The 18,576-nt window shown below is 68.5% G+C and carries 19 protein-coding genes; 14 read left to right on the top strand and 5 right to left on the bottom strand.

Annotation, left to right across the window (positions count from 1 at the left end; genetic code table 11):
• Positions 1 to 1,900 (bottom strand): aconitate hydratase AcnA (acnA, locus tag A9W96_RS02015; RefSeq protein WP_067137658.1); only part of this gene is annotated, 1,900 nt, incomplete at its 3' end.
• A 249-nt stretch (positions 1,901 to 2,149) separates the two neighbouring features.
• On the opposite strand from acnA, the gene A9W96_RS02010 reads away from it, so the two are divergent.
• The 6 genes from A9W96_RS02010 to A9W96_RS01985 all read left to right on the top strand — a co-directional run bounded on the left by A9W96_RS02010 (position 2,150) and on the right by A9W96_RS01985 (position 8,382).
• Complete coding sequence (locus tag A9W96_RS02010) at positions 2,150 to 2,725, top strand: DUF6676 family protein (RefSeq protein ID WP_066868646.1); 576 nt, start codon at positions 2,150 to 2,152, stop codon at positions 2,723 to 2,725.
• A gap of 238 nt (positions 2,726 to 2,963) precedes the next feature.
• Positions 2,964 to 4,412, top strand: a complete 1,449-nt coding sequence (ripA, locus tag A9W96_RS02005; protein WP_066881143.1) for an NlpC/P60 family peptidoglycan endopeptidase RipA — start codon at positions 2,964 to 2,966, stop codon at positions 4,410 to 4,412.
• A 25-nt stretch (positions 4,413 to 4,437) separates the two neighbouring features.
• On the top strand, positions 4,438 to 5,175 hold the full coding sequence (ripB, locus tag A9W96_RS02000; protein WP_067137656.1) for an NlpC/P60 family peptidoglycan endopeptidase RipB: 738 nt from the start codon (positions 4,438 to 4,440) through the stop codon (positions 5,173 to 5,175).
• Positions 5,176 to 5,297: 122 nt separating this feature from the next.
• Positions 5,298 to 6,428 carry a MoxR family ATPase gene (locus A9W96_RS01995; protein ID WP_066868640.1) on the top strand — a complete coding sequence of 377 codons (1,131 nt, stop codon included), beginning with the start codon at positions 5,298 to 5,300 and terminating at the stop codon, positions 6,426 to 6,428.
• Between the two features lie 38 nt (positions 6,429 to 6,466).
• Entirely contained in the window at positions 6,467 to 7,378 is a 912-nt protein-coding gene (locus A9W96_RS01990; RefSeq protein ID WP_156749064.1) for a DUF58 domain-containing protein, read from the top strand.
• The gene (locus A9W96_RS01985) at positions 7,375 to 8,382 is read left to right on the top strand and encodes a VWA domain-containing protein (protein ID WP_066868636.1); all 1,008 of its coding nucleotides are present in this window, start codon (positions 7,375 to 7,377) and stop codon (positions 8,380 to 8,382) included. Before A9W96_RS01990 ends, A9W96_RS01985 begins: the two co-directional genes overlap by 4 nt.
• Positions 8,383 to 8,473: 91 nt before the next feature.
• On the opposite strand, the gene A9W96_RS01980 is transcribed toward A9W96_RS01985, so the two are convergent.
• Entirely contained in the window at positions 8,474 to 9,313 is an 840-nt protein-coding gene (locus A9W96_RS01980) for a hypothetical protein (RefSeq protein WP_066868666.1), read from the bottom strand.
• 157 nt (positions 9,314 to 9,470) lie between these two features.
• Here A9W96_RS01980 and fabG1 point away from each other — a divergent pair, with 157 nt between their 5' ends.
• Genes fabG1 through A9W96_RS01965 form a run of 3 tightly spaced genes read left to right on the top strand, consistent with a single transcriptional unit; the run spans position 9,471 to position 12,112 of the window.
• Positions 9,471 to 10,238, top strand: a complete 768-nt coding sequence (fabG1, locus tag A9W96_RS01975) for a 3-oxoacyl-ACP reductase FabG1 (RefSeq protein WP_066868634.1) — start codon at positions 9,471 to 9,473, stop codon at positions 10,236 to 10,238.
• Between the two features lie 26 nt (positions 10,239 to 10,264).
• Positions 10,265 to 11,074 carry an NADH-dependent enoyl-ACP reductase InhA gene (gene inhA / locus A9W96_RS01970; protein ID WP_066868632.1) on the top strand — a complete coding sequence of 270 codons (810 nt, stop codon included), beginning with the start codon at positions 10,265 to 10,267 and terminating at the stop codon, positions 11,072 to 11,074.
• A gap of 6 nt (positions 11,075 to 11,080) precedes the next feature.
• Positions 11,081 to 12,112, top strand: a complete 1,032-nt coding sequence (locus tag A9W96_RS01965; RefSeq protein WP_067137654.1) for a ferrochelatase — start codon at positions 11,081 to 11,083, stop codon at positions 12,110 to 12,112.
• Between the two features lie 6 nt (positions 12,113 to 12,118).
• On the opposite strand, the gene A9W96_RS01960 is transcribed toward A9W96_RS01965, so the two are convergent.
• The gene (locus tag A9W96_RS01960; RefSeq protein ID WP_067137652.1) at positions 12,119 to 13,063 is read right to left on the bottom strand and encodes a hypothetical protein; all 945 of its coding nucleotides are present in this window, start codon (positions 13,061 to 13,063) and stop codon (positions 12,119 to 12,121) included.
• Positions 13,064 to 13,120: 57 nt separating this feature from the next.
• Between A9W96_RS01960 and A9W96_RS01955 the strand changes: the two genes are divergently transcribed.
• Genes A9W96_RS01955 through A9W96_RS01945 form a run of 3 tightly spaced genes read left to right on the top strand, consistent with a single transcriptional unit; the run spans position 13,121 to position 15,105 of the window.
• Positions 13,121 to 13,558, top strand: coding sequence for an NfeD family protein (locus tag A9W96_RS01955; protein ID WP_066868626.1), 438 nt, complete (start codon positions 13,121 to 13,123; stop codon positions 13,556 to 13,558).
• 44 nt (positions 13,559 to 13,602) lie between these two features.
• Entirely contained in the window at positions 13,603 to 14,739 is a 1,137-nt protein-coding gene (locus A9W96_RS01950; RefSeq protein ID WP_066868624.1) for an SPFH domain-containing protein, read from the top strand.
• A gap of 9 nt (positions 14,740 to 14,748) precedes the next feature.
• Positions 14,749 to 15,105 carry a DoxX family protein gene (locus tag A9W96_RS01945; protein ID WP_067018952.1) on the top strand — a complete coding sequence of 119 codons (357 nt, stop codon included), beginning with the start codon at positions 14,749 to 14,751 and terminating at the stop codon, positions 15,103 to 15,105.
• On the opposite strand, the gene A9W96_RS01940 is transcribed toward A9W96_RS01945, so the two are convergent.
• The gene (locus tag A9W96_RS01940; RefSeq protein ID WP_156765088.1) at positions 15,102 to 15,518 is read right to left on the bottom strand and encodes a nitroreductase family deazaflavin-dependent oxidoreductase; all 417 of its coding nucleotides are present in this window, start codon (positions 15,516 to 15,518) and stop codon (positions 15,102 to 15,104) included. The two genes, A9W96_RS01945 and A9W96_RS01940, sit on opposite strands and share 4 nt — an antisense overlap.
• A gap of 193 nt (positions 15,519 to 15,711) precedes the next feature.
• Positions 15,712 to 16,104 (bottom strand): hypothetical protein, encoded by a 393-nt coding sequence (locus tag A9W96_RS01935; protein WP_066868619.1) that lies wholly within the window; start codon positions 16,102 to 16,104, stop codon positions 15,712 to 15,714.
• Between the two features lie 121 nt (positions 16,105 to 16,225).
• Between A9W96_RS01935 and A9W96_RS01930 the strand changes: the two genes are divergently transcribed.
• Together A9W96_RS01930 and A9W96_RS01925 are read left to right on the top strand one after the other, a co-directional pair.
• Positions 16,226 to 16,936: a response regulator transcription factor gene (locus A9W96_RS01930; RefSeq protein ID WP_066868662.1), complete on the top strand. Its 711-nt coding sequence runs from the start codon at positions 16,226 to 16,228 to the stop codon at positions 16,934 to 16,936.
• Positions 16,933 to 18,396 (top strand): cell wall metabolism sensor histidine kinase WalK, encoded by a 1,464-nt coding sequence (locus tag A9W96_RS01925; RefSeq protein ID WP_067137647.1) that lies wholly within the window; start codon positions 16,933 to 16,935, stop codon positions 18,394 to 18,396. Before A9W96_RS01930 ends, A9W96_RS01925 begins: the two co-directional genes overlap by 4 nt.
• Positions 18,397 to 18,576: the final 180 nt, after the last annotated feature.

The raw sequence follows: 18,576 nt of genomic DNA, 5'->3' as shown, positions 1-18,576 counted from the left end.
AAACGTCCTTCTGCGACGGCCAAATGTCTTTCAGGAAGACGTCATTGCCCTCCTTGTCCTGGCCCAGCGGCTGCTCGTCGAAGTCGAAGTCCATGGTGCCGGCCAGCGCGTAGGCCACCACCAGCGGCGGCGACGCCAGGTAGTTCATCTTGACGTCGGGGTTGATGCGGCCCTCGAAGTTCCGGTTCCCCGAGAGCACCGCGGTCACCGATAGGTCGTTGTCGTTGATGGCCTTCGAGATTTCCTCGGGCAGCGGACCGGAGTTGCCGATGCAGGTGGTGCACCCGTACCCGACCAGGTAGAACCCGAGCTTCTCCAGGTACGGCCACAGGCCGGCCTTGTCGTAGTAGTCGTTGACCACCTGCGAGCCGGGCGCCATGGTGGTCTTCACCCACGGCTTGGACGCCAGTCCCTTCTCAACGGCATTGCGCGCCAACAGCGCCGCGCCCAGCATCACCTCGGGGTTAGAGGTGTTGGTGCACGACGTGATCGCCGCGATCACCACCGCGCCGTGGTCGAGCACGAACTCGCCGCGCTCTTCGGAGCGCACCTGCACCGGATTGCTCGGCCGGCCCTTGGCGTGCGCGGCGGCCGACTGCACGACGGGCCGGTCATCCGCGTGGCCGTTCGAGACCGCGCCCGGGTCGCTGGCCGGGAAGGTCTCCTCGACCGACTCGTCCAGTTTCGAATAGCCCTGCTGGCCAGCGTCGTTGCCGTCGACGTAGCTGAGGATCTGCTCGCGGAACGTGGACTTGGCTTCCGACAACTGGATTCGGTCCTGCGGGCGCTTGGGCCCGGCGATCGACGGCACCACCGTGGAGAGGTCGAGCTCGAGGTACTCGGAGAACACCGGCTCATGGTCGGGGTCGTGCCACATGCCCTGTTCTTTGGCGTACGCCTCCACCAGCGCCAGCTGCTCGTCGGTGCGACCGGTGAACTTCAGGTAGGAGATGGTCTCCTCGTCGATCGGGAAAATCGCTGCGGTGGAACCGAATTCGGGGCTCATGTTGCCCAGCGTGGCGCGGTTGGCCAGCGGCACCTCCGACACGCCCTTGCCGTAGAACTCGACGAACTTGCCGACGACGCCGTGCTTGCGCAGCATCTCGGTGACGGTCAGCACGACGTCGGTGGCGGTGACGCCCGCCTGGATCTCACCGGTCAGCTTGAAGCCGACCACTCGCGGGATCAGCATCGACACCGGCTGACCCAGCATCGCGGCCTCGGCCTCGATACCGCCGACGCCCCAGCCCAGCACGCCCAGGCCGTTGACCATCGTGGTGTGCGAGTCGGTGCCCACACACGTGTCGGGGTAGGCCACGCCGTCGCGCGACATCACCACGCTGGCCAGGTACTCGATGTTGACCTGGTGCACGATTCCGGTGCCCGGGGGCACCACCTTGAAGTCTTGGAACGCTCCCTGGCCCCAGCGCAGGAACTGGTAGCGCTCGCCGTTGCGCTCGTACTCGATCTCGACGTTGCGCTCGAACGCGTCGGCGGTGCCGAACAGGTCGGCGATCACGGAGTGGTCGATCACCAGGTCGGCGGGGGCGAGCGGGTTGACCTTGTCCGGTTTGCCGCCGAGGTCGCCGATGGCCTCGCGCATGGTGGCCAGGTCGACGATGCACGGCACCCCGGTGAAGTCCTGCATCACCACGCGGGCGGGCGTGTACTGGATCTCAATGCTGGGTTCCGCCTTGGGATCCCAGTTCGCGATGGCCTCGATGTGGTCCTTCGTGATGTTGCTGCCGTCCTCGTTGCGCAGCAGGTTTTCGGCCAGCACCTTGAGGCTGTAGGGCAGTTTCTCGGTGTTGGGGACGGCGTCGAGACGATAGATCTGGTAACTCTGGTCGCCGACTTGCAGCGTGTCGCGGGCTCCGAACGAATTCACAGAATCAGTCACTTCAACTCCCAGAGTCTTTAGTTCTCCCACCGCGACGGGCCGTGTCGGCGGTGCCGTGCCAACTTTAACAGTACGCTTGTCCTGCATTACGAGGGCACTCCTGACTTCAGTCTTGTCGCCGCGGCGGCCCGTTTAAACCCCATGTGCGCACCAATCCGTGCCGGGATAGGACGCGGGCGACCGCCATCGGCGCGGCGCGCGAACCAATATCGCGTACGGTGCCTCTAGCACTACCGCAGGAGGGACTTCATGACCGGTCAAGATTCGTTCGTCGGCCCGCTGCCGCAAACGGTTCCGTTCCTGCCCGCCTACATTCCGGTGGACGTCGACATGAACGTGGTCAAGTCCCAGGTCGCCGCCACCGGAGTCAGCGCCCCGCCCGCGGCGATGCCCGGACTGCTCGACGTGGTCAACCAGGCGCACGCCGAGGGCATCAACCTCAAGATCGTGCTGCTCGACCACAACCCCCCGAACGACACCCCATTGCGCGACATCTCGACGGTGGTGGGCGCGGACTATCACGATGCGACGGTCCTGACCCTTAGCCCGAGCTACGTCGGGAGCTACAGCACCCAGTTCGCGCGCGTGACGCTCGAGGCCGGCGAGGACAACGCGAAGACCGGCAATCCGGTGGTCTCCGCGCAGCATTTCCTGCACGAGCTCGACACGCCCGAGTTCCCCTGGACCGGCCTGACGATCTTCCTGTTGATCGCGGTCCTCGCGGCCGCCGTCGGCACCCGGTTGCTGCAGGTGCGCGGTAAGCGCGCAGCAACCTCGGGCGACGCCGCGGCAACCCCCGCCGCCGACACCAATACCACCGTCTAACTTCCGGTCTTCGTTTTCCGCGGTTCCTTCGGCGAGCCGCGGCGTGTCCTGCGGCAAACCAGTCAGGTCACCATTCGGTCACATTAAACGCACGTAGAGAGTGCGATTTCGGTGGAGCGTTTGCACGCCCATCGGTGTGACGTACGGTGCAAATGATGCTGGTGTTGTCTTTGGCGCCTTTCGGGGAACCTGTGGCTGGCGCCGCCCGTCGTGTTGAGCCGTAGGAGACCTGAGTCGAATGAGACGCACACGCTGGGGGTCTTCTGCGCGACCGGCCTTAAGGCTGGTGCGCCCCGTCGTTCCCTCCGTCTTGAGCCTCGCCCTGCTGATCGCCACGCCGGGCCTCGCGGAGGCCGACCCCACCGCCGACAACCTCGCCGCCCTCATCGCCAACGTCGCCAAGGCCAACCAGCGGCTGCAGAACCTGAGCGCCGAAATCCAGACCGAACAGGAAAGCGTCAACAAGGCCCTCGTCGACGTGGAGACCGCGCGGGACAACGCGGCCACCGCCCAGCACGACCTCGAGGCCAGCCAGCAGGCGGTCAAAGACGCCAACATCGCCATCGCCGGCGCGCAGCGCCGCTTCGACACCTTCGCCGCGGCCACCTATATGAATGGCCCGTCGAACAGCTACCTGACCGCGTCCAGCCCCGACGACATCATCGCCACCGAGGCCGCCGCCAAGAACCTCACCACCAGCTCGCAGACCGTGATGGCCAAGCTGCAGCAGGCCCGCACCGAGCAGGTGAACAAGGAGTCGGCGGCGCGGCTGGCCAAGCAGAACGCCGACAAGGCCGCCGCCGACGCCAAGTCGAGCCAGGACGCCGCCGTGGCGGCGCTGACCAACTCCAAGCAGAAGTTCGACCAGCAACGCGAGGACATCATTCGCCTTGCGGCCGAACGGGATCAGGCTCAGGTCAAGCTGGAGGCGGCCAAGCGTGAGGCGGCGCGGCAGTGGTCCGCCGGGGCGGGCGGGCCCGGCCCGTCGGCGTCGGGTGACCGGTGGGAGACCGGGTCGCCGGGCGCGCCGGCGCCGTCGGCCGGGGGCCGCCGGTGGGACGGCGCCTGGGACCCGACCCTGCCGATGATCCCGAGCGCCAACGTCCCCGGCGACCCGATCGCGGTGATCAACCAGGTGCTCGGCATCTCGGCCACCTCGACTCAGGTGACCGCCGGGCTGGGCCGCAACTTCCTGCAGCAGATGGGCATCCTCAAGCCCGACGACACCGGCATCACCAACGCCGCGCCCGGTGGGGTCGGCGCACGCATCCCGCGCGTCTACGGCCGGCAGGCCACCGAATACGTGATCCGGCGCGGCATGTCGCAGATCGGCGTGCCCTACTCCTGGGGTGGCGGCAACGCGGCCGGCCCGAGCAAGGGCATCGACTCCGGGGCCGGCATCACCGGCTTCGACTGTTCGGGTCTGGTGCTGTACTCGTTCGCGGGGGTGGGCATCAAGCTGCCGCACTACTCGGGCTCGCAGTACAACCTGGGTCGCAAGATCCCGTCCTCCCAGATGCGCCGCGGCGACGTCATCTTCTACGGCCCGGGCGGCAGCCAGCACGTCACGATCTACCTGGGCGACGGCCAGATGCTCGAGGCCCCCGACATCGGGTTGAAGGTCCGCGTCGCCCCGGTGCGCACCAGCGGCATGACGCCCTACGTGGTCCGGTACATCGAGTGGTGATCGAGTGAGCACTGAACGGACAGCCATGCGCCGCAATCCATTTCGTTTCATCAACCTCGCCTGGATCACCGCTGTGGTGTCCGGGCTGATGTTGTCTGTGGCCGCCCCGGCTCCGCTTGCCGTCGCCGACCCCGGCCAGTGGGACCCCACGTTGCCGGCCCAGATCAGCGCCGGCGCCCCGGGCGATCCGCTGGCCGTCGCCAACGCGTCGCTGCAGGCCACCGCGCAGGCCACCCAGACCACGATGGACCTGGGCAAGCAATTTCTCGGCGGGCTCGGGATCAACATCCTGGGCGATCCCGCCCCGGCCGCCGCCGCCACGCCCTCCAACCCCGGCGGCAAGATCCCGCGGGTCTACGGCCGGCAGGCCATCGAGTACGTGATCAAGCGGATGGGCTCGCAGATGGGCGTGCCCTACTCGTGGGGCGGCGGCTCGCTGGACGGCCCCAGCAAGGGCGTCGGCGACGGCGCCAACATCACCGGCTTCGACTGCTCGGGCCTGATGCGCTACGGCTTCGCCGGGGTCGGCGTGCTGATCCCGCGGTTCTCCGGTGACCAATACAACGCCGGGCGCCACATCCCGCCGGATCAGGCCAGGCGCGGCGACCTGATCTTCTACGGCCCGGGCGGCAGCCAGCACGTCACCATGTACCTGGGCAATGGCCAGATGCTGGAGGCGTCGGGCAGCGCCGCCAAGGTTACGGTCAGCCCGGTTCGAAAGCCCGGCATGACACCGTTCCTGACTAGGATCATCGAGTACTGATCAGCGGTGCCGGCGCCCCATCAGCTGGGCGAGCGTCGACGGAATCCGGCGGTGCTGGAATAGTTGGACGCGGGCACGTCGCTGCCCGGCAGTCGTGTCCGATGGAACGTGGAGGGTTCTTCATGACAGCAGCAGGTGGGCCGCCGCCAGGCGCCAGCGGTTACTCGGGCCCGGGCGGGCAATCCGGCCCGGCTCACGAAGCGCCGACCGGCGGCGGTAACGGACTGGCCGCCGAGGTGCAGACCCTGGAACGTGCCATCTTCGAGGTCAAACGCATCATCGTCGGCCAGGACCAGCTGGTGGAGCGCATGCTAGTCGGCCTGTTGTCCAAGGGGCACGTGCTGCTCGAGGGTGTGCCCGGCGTGGCCAAGACGCTGGCCGTCGAGACCTTCGCCAAGGTGGTCGGCGGGACGTTCGCGCGCATCCAGTTCACGCCGGACCTGGTGCCCACCGACATCATCGGTACCCGCATCTACCGCCAGGGCAAGGAGGAGTTCGACACCGAGCTCGGCCCGGTGGTGGTCAACTTCCTGCTCGCCGACGAGATCAACCGTGCGCCGGCCAAGGTGCAGTCGGCGCTGCTAGAGGTCATGCAGGAACGCCACGTGTCGATCGGCGGCAAGACCTTCGCGCTGCCCAACCCGTTCCTGGTGATGGCGACGCAGAACCCGATCGAGCACGAGGGCGTCTACCCGCTGCCCGAAGCCCAGCGCGACCGCTTCCTGTTCAAGATCAACGTCGGCTACCCCTCGCCGGAGGAGGAGCGGGAGATCATCTACCGGATGGGCGTGCGCCCGCCGGAGCCCAAGCAGATCCTCAACACCGGCGACCTGTTGCGGCTGCAGGACATCGCGGCCAACGTCTTCGTCCACCACGCCCTGGTGGACTACGTGGTGCGCGTCGTGACGGCCACCCGCCACCCCGAACAGCTCGGCATGAACGACGTCAAGACGTGGATCTCGTTCGGGGCGTCGCCGCGCGCGTCGCTGGGCATCATCGCCGCGTCCCGATCGCTGGCCCTAGTCCGCGGCCGCGACTACGTGATCCCGCAAGACGTCGTCGACGTCATTCCCGACGTGCTGCGCCACCGGCTGGTGCTCACCTATGACGCGCTCGCCGACGAGATCTCGCCGGAGATCGTCATCAACCGGGTGCTGCAGACGGTGGCCCTACCTCAGGTGAATGCCGTTCCGCAGCAAGGTCATTCGGTGCCCCCGGTGATGCAACCCGCCGGCGCGGCCAGCGGTCGGTGACCGATCCCAACAGGCGGGCGGTGGTGCATCCGCCGTCGATGCAGCGGGGTCAGATCGATGACCCGAAGCTGTCGGCGGCGCTGCGCACCCTCGAGCTCACCGTCAAACGCAAGCTCGACGGTGTGCTGCACGGTGATCACCTCGGCCTGATCCCGGGGCCGGGCTCGGAGCCGGGGGAGTCGCGCGAGTATCAGCCCGGCGACGACGTCCGCCGGATGGACTGGGCCGTCACCGCGCGCACGACGCACCCGCACGTGCGGCAGATGATCGCCGACCGGGAGCTGGAAACCTGGCTGGTGGTCGACATGTCGGCCAGCCTGGACTTCGGGACCGTGGGCTGCGAGAAGCGCGACCTCGCGGTGGCGGCGGCCGCCGCGATCACCTTCCTCAACAGCGGGGGCGGCAACCGGCTGGGCGCGATCGTCTCCACCGGCGCCAAGATCACCCGGGTGCCGGCCCGCTCCGGACGTCAGCACGAGCAGACGCTGTTGCGCACCATCGCCACCACGCCGCGCGCGCCCGTCGGGGTGCGCGGCGATCTGGCGACCGCGATCGACGCCCTGCGCCGGCCGGAACGCCGCCGCGGCATGGCGGTGATCATCAGCGACTTCCTCGGGCCGATCAACTGGATGCGCCCGCTGCGAGCGGTCGCCGCCCGCCATGAGGTGCTGGCCATCGAGGTGCTCGACCCGCGTGACGTCGAGCTGCCCGACATCGGCGACGTGGTGCTGCAGGACGCCGAGTCCGGCGTCACCCGCGAGTTCACCATCGACGCGCAGCTGCGTGACGATTTCGCCAAGGCCGCCGCGGCGCACCGCGCCGACGTGGCGCGCACGATCCGCAGCTGCGGGGCCCCGATACTGACGCTGCGTACCGACCGTGACTGGATCGCCGACATCGTGCGGTTCGTCGAATCCCGCCGGCGCGGTGCATTGGCAGGGCGGCAGTGACACTGCCGCTACTGGGCCCGATGTCGTTGTCGGGCTTCGAACATTCGTGGTTCTTTCTGTTCCTGCTGGTCGTCTTCGGGCTGGCCGCGCTCTACATCCTGATGCAGCTGGCGCGCCAGCGGCGCATGCTGCGGTTCGCCAACATGGAGCTGCTGGAAAGCGTTGCGCCCAAACGGCCTTCAACGTGGCGCCACGTTCCGGCGATCCTGCTGGTGGCCTCGCTGGTGCTGTTCACCATCGCAATGGCCGGCCCCACCAACGACGTTCGGATTCCCCGCAACCGCGCGGTGGTGATGCTGGTCATCGACGTCTCGCAGTCCATGCGCGCCACCGATGTCGCGCCCAACCGGATGGCGGCCGCGCAGGAGGCCGCCAAGCAGTTCGCCGACGAGCTGACGCCGGGCATCAACCTCGGGCTGATCGCCTATGCGGGGACCGCCACGGTGCTGGTCTCGCCGACGACCAACCGGGAATCCACCAAGGCGGCGCTGGACAAGCTGCAGTTCGCCGACCGCACCGCCACCGGCGAGGGCATCTTCACCGCGCTGCAGGCCATCGCGACGGTCGGCGCGGTGATCGGCGGCGGCGACAAACCGCCCCCGGCGCGCATCGTGTTGTTCTCCGACGGCAAGGAGACGATGCCGACCAACCCGGACAATCCGAAGGGCGCCTTCACCGCGGCGCGCACGGCCAAGGACCAGGGCGTGCCGATCTCGACCATCTCCTTCGGCACCCCGTACGGGTTCGTCGAGATCAACGACCAGCGCCAGCCGGTGCCCGTCGACGACGAGACGCTGAAGAAGGTGGCCCAGCTCTCGGGCGGAAATGCCTACAGCGCTGCGTCATTGCAGGAACTGAAATCGGTCTACGCGACGCTGCAGCAGCAGATCGGCTACGAGACGATCAAGGGCGACGCCAGCGTGGGCTGGGTGCGGTTGGGCGCGCTGGTGCTGGCGCTCGCGGCGCTGGCGGCGTTGCTGATCAACCGGCGCCTGCCGACCTAGCGTCTGTGCGCGGCCCCTTTGACCCGCGAGCCCCCTTTGACCCGCGAGCGTAAGCACACTGTGAATTTCGGCCCGAATTTCCACAGTCGGCTTACGCTCGCGAAGCGCGGGCTGCGCGCACCCGGCGGATGATGTCGTCGGGATGATCCTCGGCGATCACCCGGATCACGATCCAGCCGTAACGTTCGATCGTCTCCAGCCGGCGGATGTCCTTGACGTACTGGTAGCGACTCGTTCGATGCTGGTCGCCGTCGTACTCCACGGCTACCTTGATGTCCTCCCAACCCATATCCAAATAGGCCTCGGCCCAACCCCATTCGTTGCGGACACAAATCTGCGTCTGGGGAGCGGGAAAGCCCGCCGCAATCAATAGGAGACGCAGCCAGGTCTCCTTGGGGGATTGCGCCCCACCGTCGACGAGTTCGAGGGCGGCGCGAGCGGCCTTCATGCCTCGACGTCCCCGATACCGCCCGACCAACAGCTCGACATCGGCCATCTTCAGATCGGTCGCCTGCACGAGGGCATCGACCGCGGCGACCGCGACACCCAGGCGGCATCGCCTGGCCAGATCGAGTGCCGTTCGCGCCGGTGTGGTGACTCGTATGCCGTCGATGACGGTGATCTCGTCGGCCTCGATCCGCTCTTCCCAAACGTGCACGCCCGCGACTGGCCAGCGGTTGGTGTCGATGATCTCGGCGGGTAACGCCGGGTCGATCCACTTCGAGCCGTGCAGCGCGGAGGCGGAAAAGCCGGCGATTATGCCGCGACGTCGCGACCGCAGCCAGCAGGCCTTCGCGCGCAACGCCGCCGTCAGCGCGAGGTCTGTAGCCACGTACACGTCCTTGTGCAGCGCTGTATACCGGCTGCGCAGCTCATGGGGAGTCACTTCGCCGGCAGCTAGGGCTTCGCTGCCCAGGAAGGGACCGGTAATGCCCGTCATGGCGGAAGTTTGCGTCGCGGCACTGACAGAGCTTCGCGAGCGTAAGCCCACTGCGGAAACCCGGTCCGAAAATCGCAGCCCGCTTACGCTCGCGGTCATAACAGGGGGAGATTTCGGTCCTTGTAAGCCGAGGCGATAAGTTGGCCGGGTGACTGACGCAGCCACCGAAAACACCCCCAAGGCCGCCACCAACGGCGGCAAACCGGCATTCGTATCCCGTTCAGTCCTGGTCACCGGCGGAAACCGGGGGATCGGACTGGCGATCGCGCAGCGGCTCGCCGCCGACGGCCACAAGGTGGCCGTCACGCACCGCGGATCCGGGGCGCCCGAGGGGTTGTTCGGCGTCGTGTGCGACGTCACCGACAACGAAGCGGTCGACCGCGCCTTCAAAGAGGTCGAGGAGCACCAGGGCCCGGTCGAGGTGCTGGTGTCCAACGCCGGCATATCCAAGGACGCGTTCCTGATCCGGATGACCGAGGAGCGGTTCGAGGAGGTCATCAACGCCAACCTCACCGGGGCCTTCCGGGTAGCCCAGCGCGCCTCACGCAGCATGCAGCGCAAGCGTTTCGGCCGGATCATCTTCATCGGGTCGGTGTCGGGCAGCTGGGGCATCGGCAACCAGGCGAACTACGCGGCCGCCAAGGCCGGCCTGATCGGCATGGCCCGCTCGATCTCGCGGGAGCTGTCCAAGGCCAACGTGACTGCGAATGTGGTGGCGCCGGGATACATCGACACCGAGATGACCCGCGCCCTCGACGAGCGGATCCAGGAGGGTGCGCTGGACTTCATCCCGGCCAAGCGGGTCGGCACCGCCGAGGAGGTCGCCGGCGCGGTCAGCTTCCTGGCGTCCGAGGACGCCAGCTACATCGCCGGCGCGGTCATCCCCGTGGACGGCGGCATGGGCATGGGCCACTGACTTCAACCACGACATTAAGGACGGACATGGCAGGACTGCTCGACGGCAAACGGATTCTGATCTCGGGAATCATCACCGATTCGTCGATTGCGTTTCACATCGCCAAGGCAGCCCAGGAGGCCGGGGCGCAGTTGGTGCTGACCGGGTTCGACCGGTTGCGCCTGATCCAGCGCATCGCCGACCGGCTGCCGGAGAAGGCGCCGCTGATCGAACTCGACGTGCAGAACCAGGAGCACTTGGACTCGCTCGCCGAGCGGGTGACCGCCGAGATCGGTGAGGGCAACAAGCTCGACGGGGTGGTGCACTCGATCGGTTTCATGCCGCAGACCGGGATGGGCATCAACCCGTTCTTCGACGCGCCCTACGAAGATGTCTCGAAAGGCATTCACATCTCGGCGTATTCGTACGCCTCGCTGGCCAAGGCGACGTTGCCGATCATGAATCCCGGCGGCTCGATCGTGGGTATGGACTTCGACCCCAGCCGGGCGATGCCGGCGTACAACTGGATGACGGTGGCCAAGAGCGCGCTGGAATCGGTCAACCGATTCGTGGCGCGCGAGGCGGGTAAGTTCGGTGTGCGCTCGAATCTCGTTGCCGCGGGCCCGATCCGGACGCTGGCGATGAGCGCGATCGTCGGCGGGGCGCTCGGCGAGGAGGCCGGTGCGCAGATGCAGCTGCTCGAAGAGGGCTGGGACCAGCGCGCACCCATCGGCTGGAACATGAAGGACCCGACCCCGGTCGCCAAGACGGTGTGCGCGCTGCTCTCGGACTGGCTGCCGGCGACGACCGGAACCATCATCTACGCCGACGGCGGCGCAAGCACCCAATTGCTGTAGACGGTAATGGAATTCGACGCCGTCCTGCTGCTGTCCTTCGGTGGGCCGGAAGGCCCCGAGCAGGTTCGGCCGTTCCTGGAGAACGTCACCCGGGGCCGCAACGTGCCACCGGAACGCCTCGATGACGTCGCCGAGCACTACCTGCATTTCGGCGGCGTCTCGCCGATCAACAACATCAATCGCGCGCTGGTCGCCCAACTGGAAGCCGAGCTGCACGACCGCGGCCTGGACCTGCCGGTCTATTTCGGCAACCGCAACTGGGAGCCCTACGTCGAGGACACCGTCGCGACCATGCGCGACAATGGAATTCGTCGGGCCGTGGTGTTCACCACCTCGGCGTGGAGCGGCTACTCCAGTTGCACGCAATACGTCGAGGACATCGCCCGCGCGCGCGAGGCGGCCGGGCCGGATGCGCCCGAATTGGTCAAGCTGCGGCCGTACTTCGACCACCCGCGGTTCGTGCGGATCTTCGCCGACACCATCGGCGCGGCGTCGGGTGCGCTGACCCCCGAGCAACAGGCCGGCGCTCGACTGGTGTTCACCGCGCATTCCATCCCGGTGGCCGCCGACGACCGCCTGGGTCCCCGGCTGTACAGCCGCCAAGTCGCCTATGCCGCAAGCCTTGTGGCGACCGCCGCCGGGTATTCCGACTACGACCTGGCGTGGCAGTCGCGGTCGGGACCGCCCCAGGTGCCATGGCTGGAGCCCGACGTCGCCGACCACCTGGCCACCCTGGCGCAGACCGGGACCAAGGCCGTCATCATCTGCCCGATCGGGTTCGTGGCCGACCACATCGAGGTGGTGTGGGACCTGGACAACGAGTTGGCAGCCCAGGCCGAGGCGGCGGGCGTGGCGCTGGTGCGGGCGTCGACGCCCAACGCCCACCCGCGTTTCGCGCGGATGGCCGCGGATCTGATCGACGAATTGCGGTACGGCCGGGCGCCCGAGAGGGTGACCGGGCCCGACCCGGTCCCCGGTTGCCTCGCCAGCGTCAACGGCGCGCCCTGCCGCCCACCGCATTGCGCGGCCGGCCGCTAGAAACGGTTAATCGCTCCAGGCCGAATGCAGGATCGCGGTCACGGCCGCCATCCGCGCCGAACGCACCACCGCGGTGAGCGGTCGCAGCGCGTCGCTGGCGATGCGGGCCTCCGAAGAGGATTGCGTTCCCACGGGTTCCAGGCCCGCAGCGACGGGCGCGGTGAACCGGTCCGGAGAGTCGGATCGGCTCAGCCCCGCGCTGACCGCGATGATGGCGTCGACATGGGCGGCGTTCTCCAGCACCCGCAGCGCGCGCGTCGGCGCGTGGTCGGGAATGCGGTGTTGCCGTGCGGATTCCAAGAGTTGCTCGACGAGGCCGCGCGGGTCGTCGACGTCGGACGCCGCGGCCCCCAGCCCGATGGCGCCCAGCGCGTCCGCGGCCGAGCGCACCGCCGACCGCAGCGTGTACTCGGCGTCGCCGAGCTCGTAATGGTCCAGCACCGGCGCGCCGGGCAGCGAGTACACGGTCCACGTCAGCGCGCACAATTCGGCCAGCCGCGTCTCATAGTCGTCGGGCATGTCCTCGTCGTCCTCATAGGAGAACTCGGGCACCAGGCCGACCGCGGTGGCGGGATTGCGGGGATTGGCGATGATGACCGCCTCGCCGGCCGCCAGCGCGTCCCGCTCGAACTGCGTTCCGGGGGCCAGCCCGCGGACGTCGCCCGGCACCGGCAAAACCACGTTGATCGATCCGCGCATCAACCCGGCGCCGTCGGACGCCGGTGTCGGCCGGCCGATCGCGGCCCGCAATGTCTGCAGCAGCGTGACCGTTCCGGCGTCGTGTACGTCGGGCCAGGGCAGCCCGGTGTGGCCCGCGGCGACCGCATCATACGCGGTCACCGATTGCTTTGGCGCCCAAACGGATAACGCGTCCAGGACGTCGTCGGGCGCGGCCTTTCCGGCGAGCCACGCATTGGCCCACAGGGACAGCGAAACACTGGGACACCACACGAGAACGCAGTGTAGTTGTTTTGCCCGGCAAAGGCGGATCACGCGTATTCTTGCCGCATGCACGCCGCGGTGCTTTGGCTAATATTCGCGCTGGTGCTGGCCGGTGCGGAGGCGCTCACCGGCCATTTGTTTTTGGTGATGCTCGGTGGCGGCGCGCTGGCCGCGGCGCTAACCAGTTGGGTGACCGACTTTCCGGTCTGGGCGAACGGCGCGGTGTTCCTGGTGGTCTCGGTATTGCTGCTGGTGGTGGTTCGTCCGCCGCTGAAGCGGCGGCTGACGCCGGCCGGGGCGCCGCGGTTGGGAATCGAGGCGCTGCAGGGCAAAACCGCGCTGGTGCTCGAGCGGGTCGCGCGCGACGAGGGTCAGGTCAAGCTCGACGGCCAAGTGTGGTCCGCGCGCCCGCTCGACGACGCCGACGTCTACGAACCCGGTGAGCCGGTCACCGTCATGCAGATCGACGGCGCGACGGCGGTGGTCTTCAGGAGCAGTCTGTAGCGGCGAGACGACGCTGCCGACGACTGGTAGAGAGAGGAAGTCCGATGCAAGGTGCAGTGGCTGGATTGGTGCTGCTGGCCGTCCTGGTGATCTTCGCGATCGTCGTGGTGGCCAAGTCGGTGGCGCTGATACCCCAGGCGGAGGCGGCGGTGATCGAACGGCTGGGCCGATACAGCCGCACGGTCAGCGGGCAACTGACGTTGCTGGTGCCGTTCATCGATCGGGTCCGCGCCCGGGTGGATCTGCGTGAGCGGGTGGTGTCGTTCCCGCCGCAGCCGGTGATCACCGAGGACAACCTGACGCTGAACATCGACACCGTGGTCTACTTCCAGGTCACCGTGCCCCAGGCGGCCGTCTACGAGATCAGCAACTACATCGTCGGCGTCGAGCAGCTCACCACCACCACGCTGCGCAACGTCGTCGGCGGCATGACGTTGGAGCAGACGTTGACGTCGCGCGACCAGATCAACGGGCAGCTGCGCGGCGTGCTCGACGAGGCGACCAACCGCTGGGGTCTGCGGGTCGCGCGGGTCGAATTGCGCAGCATCGACCCGCCTCCATCGATTCAGGCGTCGATGGAGAAGCAGATGAAGGCCGACCGCGAGAAGCGCGCGATGATCCTGACCGCCGAAGGCACCCGGCAAGCGGCGATCATGCAGGCTGAGGGACAAAAGGCTGCGCAAATCCTTGCCGCCGAAGGCGCCAAGCAGGCCGCGATCCTGACTGCGGAAGCCGACCGCCAGTCGCGGGTACTGCGCGCGCAGGGTGAGCGAGCGGCCGCCTACCTGAGGGCCCAGGGGCAGGCCAAGGCCATTGAGAAGACGTTCGCCGCGATCAAGGCCGGCCGTCCCACTCCGGAAATGTTGGCCTACCAGTACTTGCAGACGCTGCCCGAAATGGCGCGCGGCGACGCGAACAAGGTGTGGGTGGTGCCCAGCGATTTCAGCGCCGCGTTGCAAGGGTTCACGCGGCTGCTTGGCTCGCCGGGCGAGGACGGCGTATTCCGGTTCGAGCCTTCTCCGGTTGACGATGCTCCCAGGCATGCCACTGACGGCGACGACGCAGAGGTCGCGGACTGGTTCTCCGCCGAAACCGATCCCTCGGTCGCTCAAGCCGTGGCCAAGGCCGAGGCAATCGCCAGCAAGCCCGCGGATGGCTCGCCTGGGGAGCTGACTCCCTAGGATTGCGGCATGAGTGCGTTGACTTCCCCGAAGACCTATGCGGCGCTGGGCGCCTTCCACGCCGTCGACGCGGTACTGTGCGGCGTCCAGGTGGCCCCGATCAAGAAGGTGCTCGATGACGTGGGCCTGCCGGAGAACGTCCGGCCCGTGTTGCCCGCGGTGAAGGCGGCCGCCGCCGTCGGATTGCTGTCGGTCAACCGTTTTCCCACCCTGGCGCGGCTGACGACGGCGATGCTGACGTTGTACTTCGTGTTGGCGGTGGGCGCGCACGTCCGGGTGCGCGACAAGGTCGTCAACGGTGTTCCGGCCGCGCTGTTTTTGGCGTTGGTCGCCGCGATGACGATCAAGGGGCCCGACCAGAGCTAATCGAGGCGCAACTCGACCAGCGGCAGCGGGGTGTCGGTGTCGGTGATCGGCACGCCGAGCGTCTGCTCGAGCACCGGGCGCATTCGCGCCCACGCCTTGGGATGGCGGGATCGGTAGGCGGCCAAGGTGTTATCGGCCTCGGGTGTGGTCATCACCCGCGCGGTAGCGGTCCTGGGCGGGTGGCTGCCGGCGTAGACCCGCACCCGGGGGTTGGCTTCAATGTTGCGGAACCACTGGGCTTTTCGGCCGAAGCCAGAGGCGACCACGTAGGTGCCGGGCGACGAGTGGTCGACGATCTCCAACGCCGCATAGCGCGGCATGCCCGACTTGCGGCCGATGTGTTCGAGCAGCACGATGCGTGAGCCGAACAGCGCGCCCGCGCGGGCCTTGTAGATCCAGATCGGCGCGCGCATGAGGCGGCGCGACCGCAGCAGCCGCCCGGCCAGAGCGGCGACACCGGTGGGAAACCGGCGGGCTCCGCTGTTGTCCGATGTCATGCGGCTCTCCCGGATCGTCGAGCTGGTTCACTCGAGACGCTACCGGGCCGACGCCGCCGGTCGCCGTCACGAAGGCATCGTGACGGCGACCGAAGCGAGTCATTGTTGGTCAGGGATGCGGCGCGGCGGACGGTGTCGGCGCGGCCGGCGTCGGGAAGCCCTCGCCCGGGGGTGGTGGCCAGAAGCCTCGCGGGGGTCCCGGCGGGCCGGGCGGCGGAACAAAGCCGAAACCACCCGGCCCGGGTCCACCCATCGGGGGAGGCGGCGGCCCGTGGAACGGCGCCGCCAGCATCGGCGGCGGCCCGAGCGGCGGCGGGGGTGGTCCGACGCTGACTATCCAGGCGAACGCGATCGCCGCGACGGTGCCGACCGCGCCGAGCAGCGCCCCCGCCACCCCGGCGCCGATCACCACGCCGGTGGGGTAGCGGCGTCGCTCTAATGCCGGCTCGGCGACCGGCGGCGGTGCGGGTGCATTGGTGTTGATGTCGTCGTTCGTGGTCATGCCACGGACGTTAAGAGCCGGGGCTGAAATGGATCTGAAGAATTCGGCCGCCCGATGAACGGCTCGTCACAGTGGGCAGCGCCCTCAGGTTCGTTTCAGCACCGGCACCGACAATGGAGGAATGACGGATTGCCTGCGCGCGGCCGGCCGGTTCAGCTTCGGCACGCCGCGGGTGCTGGTCGTCGAGGACTCCGAGACCATCCGGGAGATGGTCAGCGAGGCGCTGACCGAGGTGGGCTATCACACCGATGCCCGCCGCGACGGTGACGGCCTGGAAGAGGTTCTCGACGGAATGCGGCCCGACCTGGTGGTGCTCGACGTGATGCTGCCGGGACGCGACGGGTTCGAACTGATCGACGTGATTCGGGAATGGGGTGACGTCGGGATCGTCTTGATCACGGCCCGCGACGGGCTGCCGGATCGGCTACGCGGACTCGACGGCGGCGCCGACGACTACGTCATCAAGCCGTTCGAGCTGGCCGAGCTGGTGTCGCGGGTCGGCGCGGTGCTACGCCGGCGCGGACGGCTGTCCCAGGTGATTCAGGTGGGCGACGTCACGCTGGACCTCGGTGCCGGTGTGGCGGCGCGCGGCGGCCACCCGCTGGATCTGACGGCAACCGAGTTGCGGGTGCTGTCTTTCCTGGTGGAGCAGCGCGGCCGGATCGTCAGCGCAGGCCAGATTCTGAACGGGGTGTGGGGCTACGACGCCTACGACCCCAACCTGGTGCAGGTCCATGTCAGCGGGCTGCGGCGCAAGCTGGAGGCGCACGGGCCGCGGATCCTGCATACCGTGCGCGGCATCGGCTACCGCCTGCGGGCCGAGCGGTCATGACGGCCGCCTCGAGGACACCGACGCCGTCGCTGCAACGTCGGGTGACGCTGGTGGTGCTCGCGCTGCTGGCGGGCCTGCTGGTGGTGCTCGGCGTCACCATCGACTTCACCATGGGCGTTCTGGCACAGCGCAATCTGCACGACCGGCTGCTGGCCGCGACATCGCGCGCCGACGCGTTGAGCGCCGCGCGCACCTCACCGGATCTGCTTGCCGCCGAACTCAACGGCGGCGGGATCCGGGCGCTCGTCGTCACGGCCAACGGCAGCTCCTACGGTGACCGCGGGATCAGCCCGGAGCTCAGTGACGGCGAAGTCGAACCACCCCCGCTGTATCCGCCGCCGGCCTATCCACCGCCGTATCCGCCACCTCCGCCGTATCCGCCACCGCCGTACGCACTTCCACCGCCGCCCGGCCCGCCGCCGGATGCCACCGCGACGGCCGTCGTGCACCCGCTGCCCGACGGGAGCCGGGTGATCCTGGTCGCCGACACCACGCAGACCACCCAGGTCGCGCATCAGCTGCGCGCCCTGATGATCGGGGCGGGCTTGGCGACCCTGCTGCTTGCGGCGCTGTTACTGGTTGCGGTCAGCCGGGCGGCGCTGCGCCCGCTGGACCGGCTCACCGCGCTGGCCAACGCCATCACCACCGGGGACCGCGGCCGCCGACTGCATCCGGACCGCACCGACACCGAATTAGGTCGCGCCGCAAGGGCTTTCGACGGTATGCTGGATGCCCTGGAAACCTCCGAGCGCCGCGCCCGGCACGCCGCCGACACCGCGCAACGCGCCGAGTCCGCAACCCGGCGCTTTCTCGTCGACGCCGCCCACGAATTGCGCACCCCGATCGCCGGCATCCAGGTCGCCGCCGAACAACTCGCGCACGGCGCCTCGCAACATCAAGACGACGGGCAATACCGTCGGGCGAGCCTGCTGCTCTCCGACGCGCGCCGCGCCGGACGACTCGTCTCCGACATGCTGGACCTGAGCCGCATCGACGCCGGGCTCGCGCTCGAGCTGCATGACGTCGACGTGGCCGCCGTCCTCGATGGGGAAGCCGATCGCGCCGCCATGCTGGCACCGCAGATCAGCGTCAGCCGCACCGGTTTGGCCACGCTGAGCCTCAACGCCGACGCGACCCGCCTGTCCCAGATCGTGTCCAACCTGCTCGACAACGCACGCCGGTATACGCCGGCCGGCGGAGCCATCACCGTCGACCTTCGCGCCGACGAGGGCCTCGCGGAGGTGACCGTCACCGACACCGGGCCGGGCATCCCGGATGACCAGCGGGACAACATCTTCGAGCGGCTGGTGCGCCTGGACGCCGGTCGCGCCCGCGATCACGGCGGCGCCGGGCTGGGCCTGGCGATCGCGCGGGCGCTGGCGCGCGCCCACGGCGGCGACCTGGTGTGCCTGCCCCACGAGGGCGGCGCCCGATTCCGGCTCACCCTGCCGCGCAACTAAGGACAACAGCCCGTTAGGCGGTGACCGCCCCAATAGCCCTGCGCGAGAGCATGATTGGGGCGGACACCGCTTGGCACCGTTAGCGCGCCGCCGGTGTCACCAACCGGGCGGCGGGGCCGGATGGAACGGCCCGCCCGGGGGCGGCGGCCCGGTGTATCACTACGAAAAGGACGGCACAGT

The sequence above is a fragment of the Mycobacterium sp. 1245852.3 genome (genome assembly GCF_001669335.1).
Taxonomy (GTDB): Bacteria; Actinomycetota; Actinomycetes; order Mycobacteriales; family Mycobacteriaceae; genus Mycobacterium; species Mycobacterium europaeum_A.
This window is presented reverse-complemented; position numbering and strand designations above follow the sequence as displayed.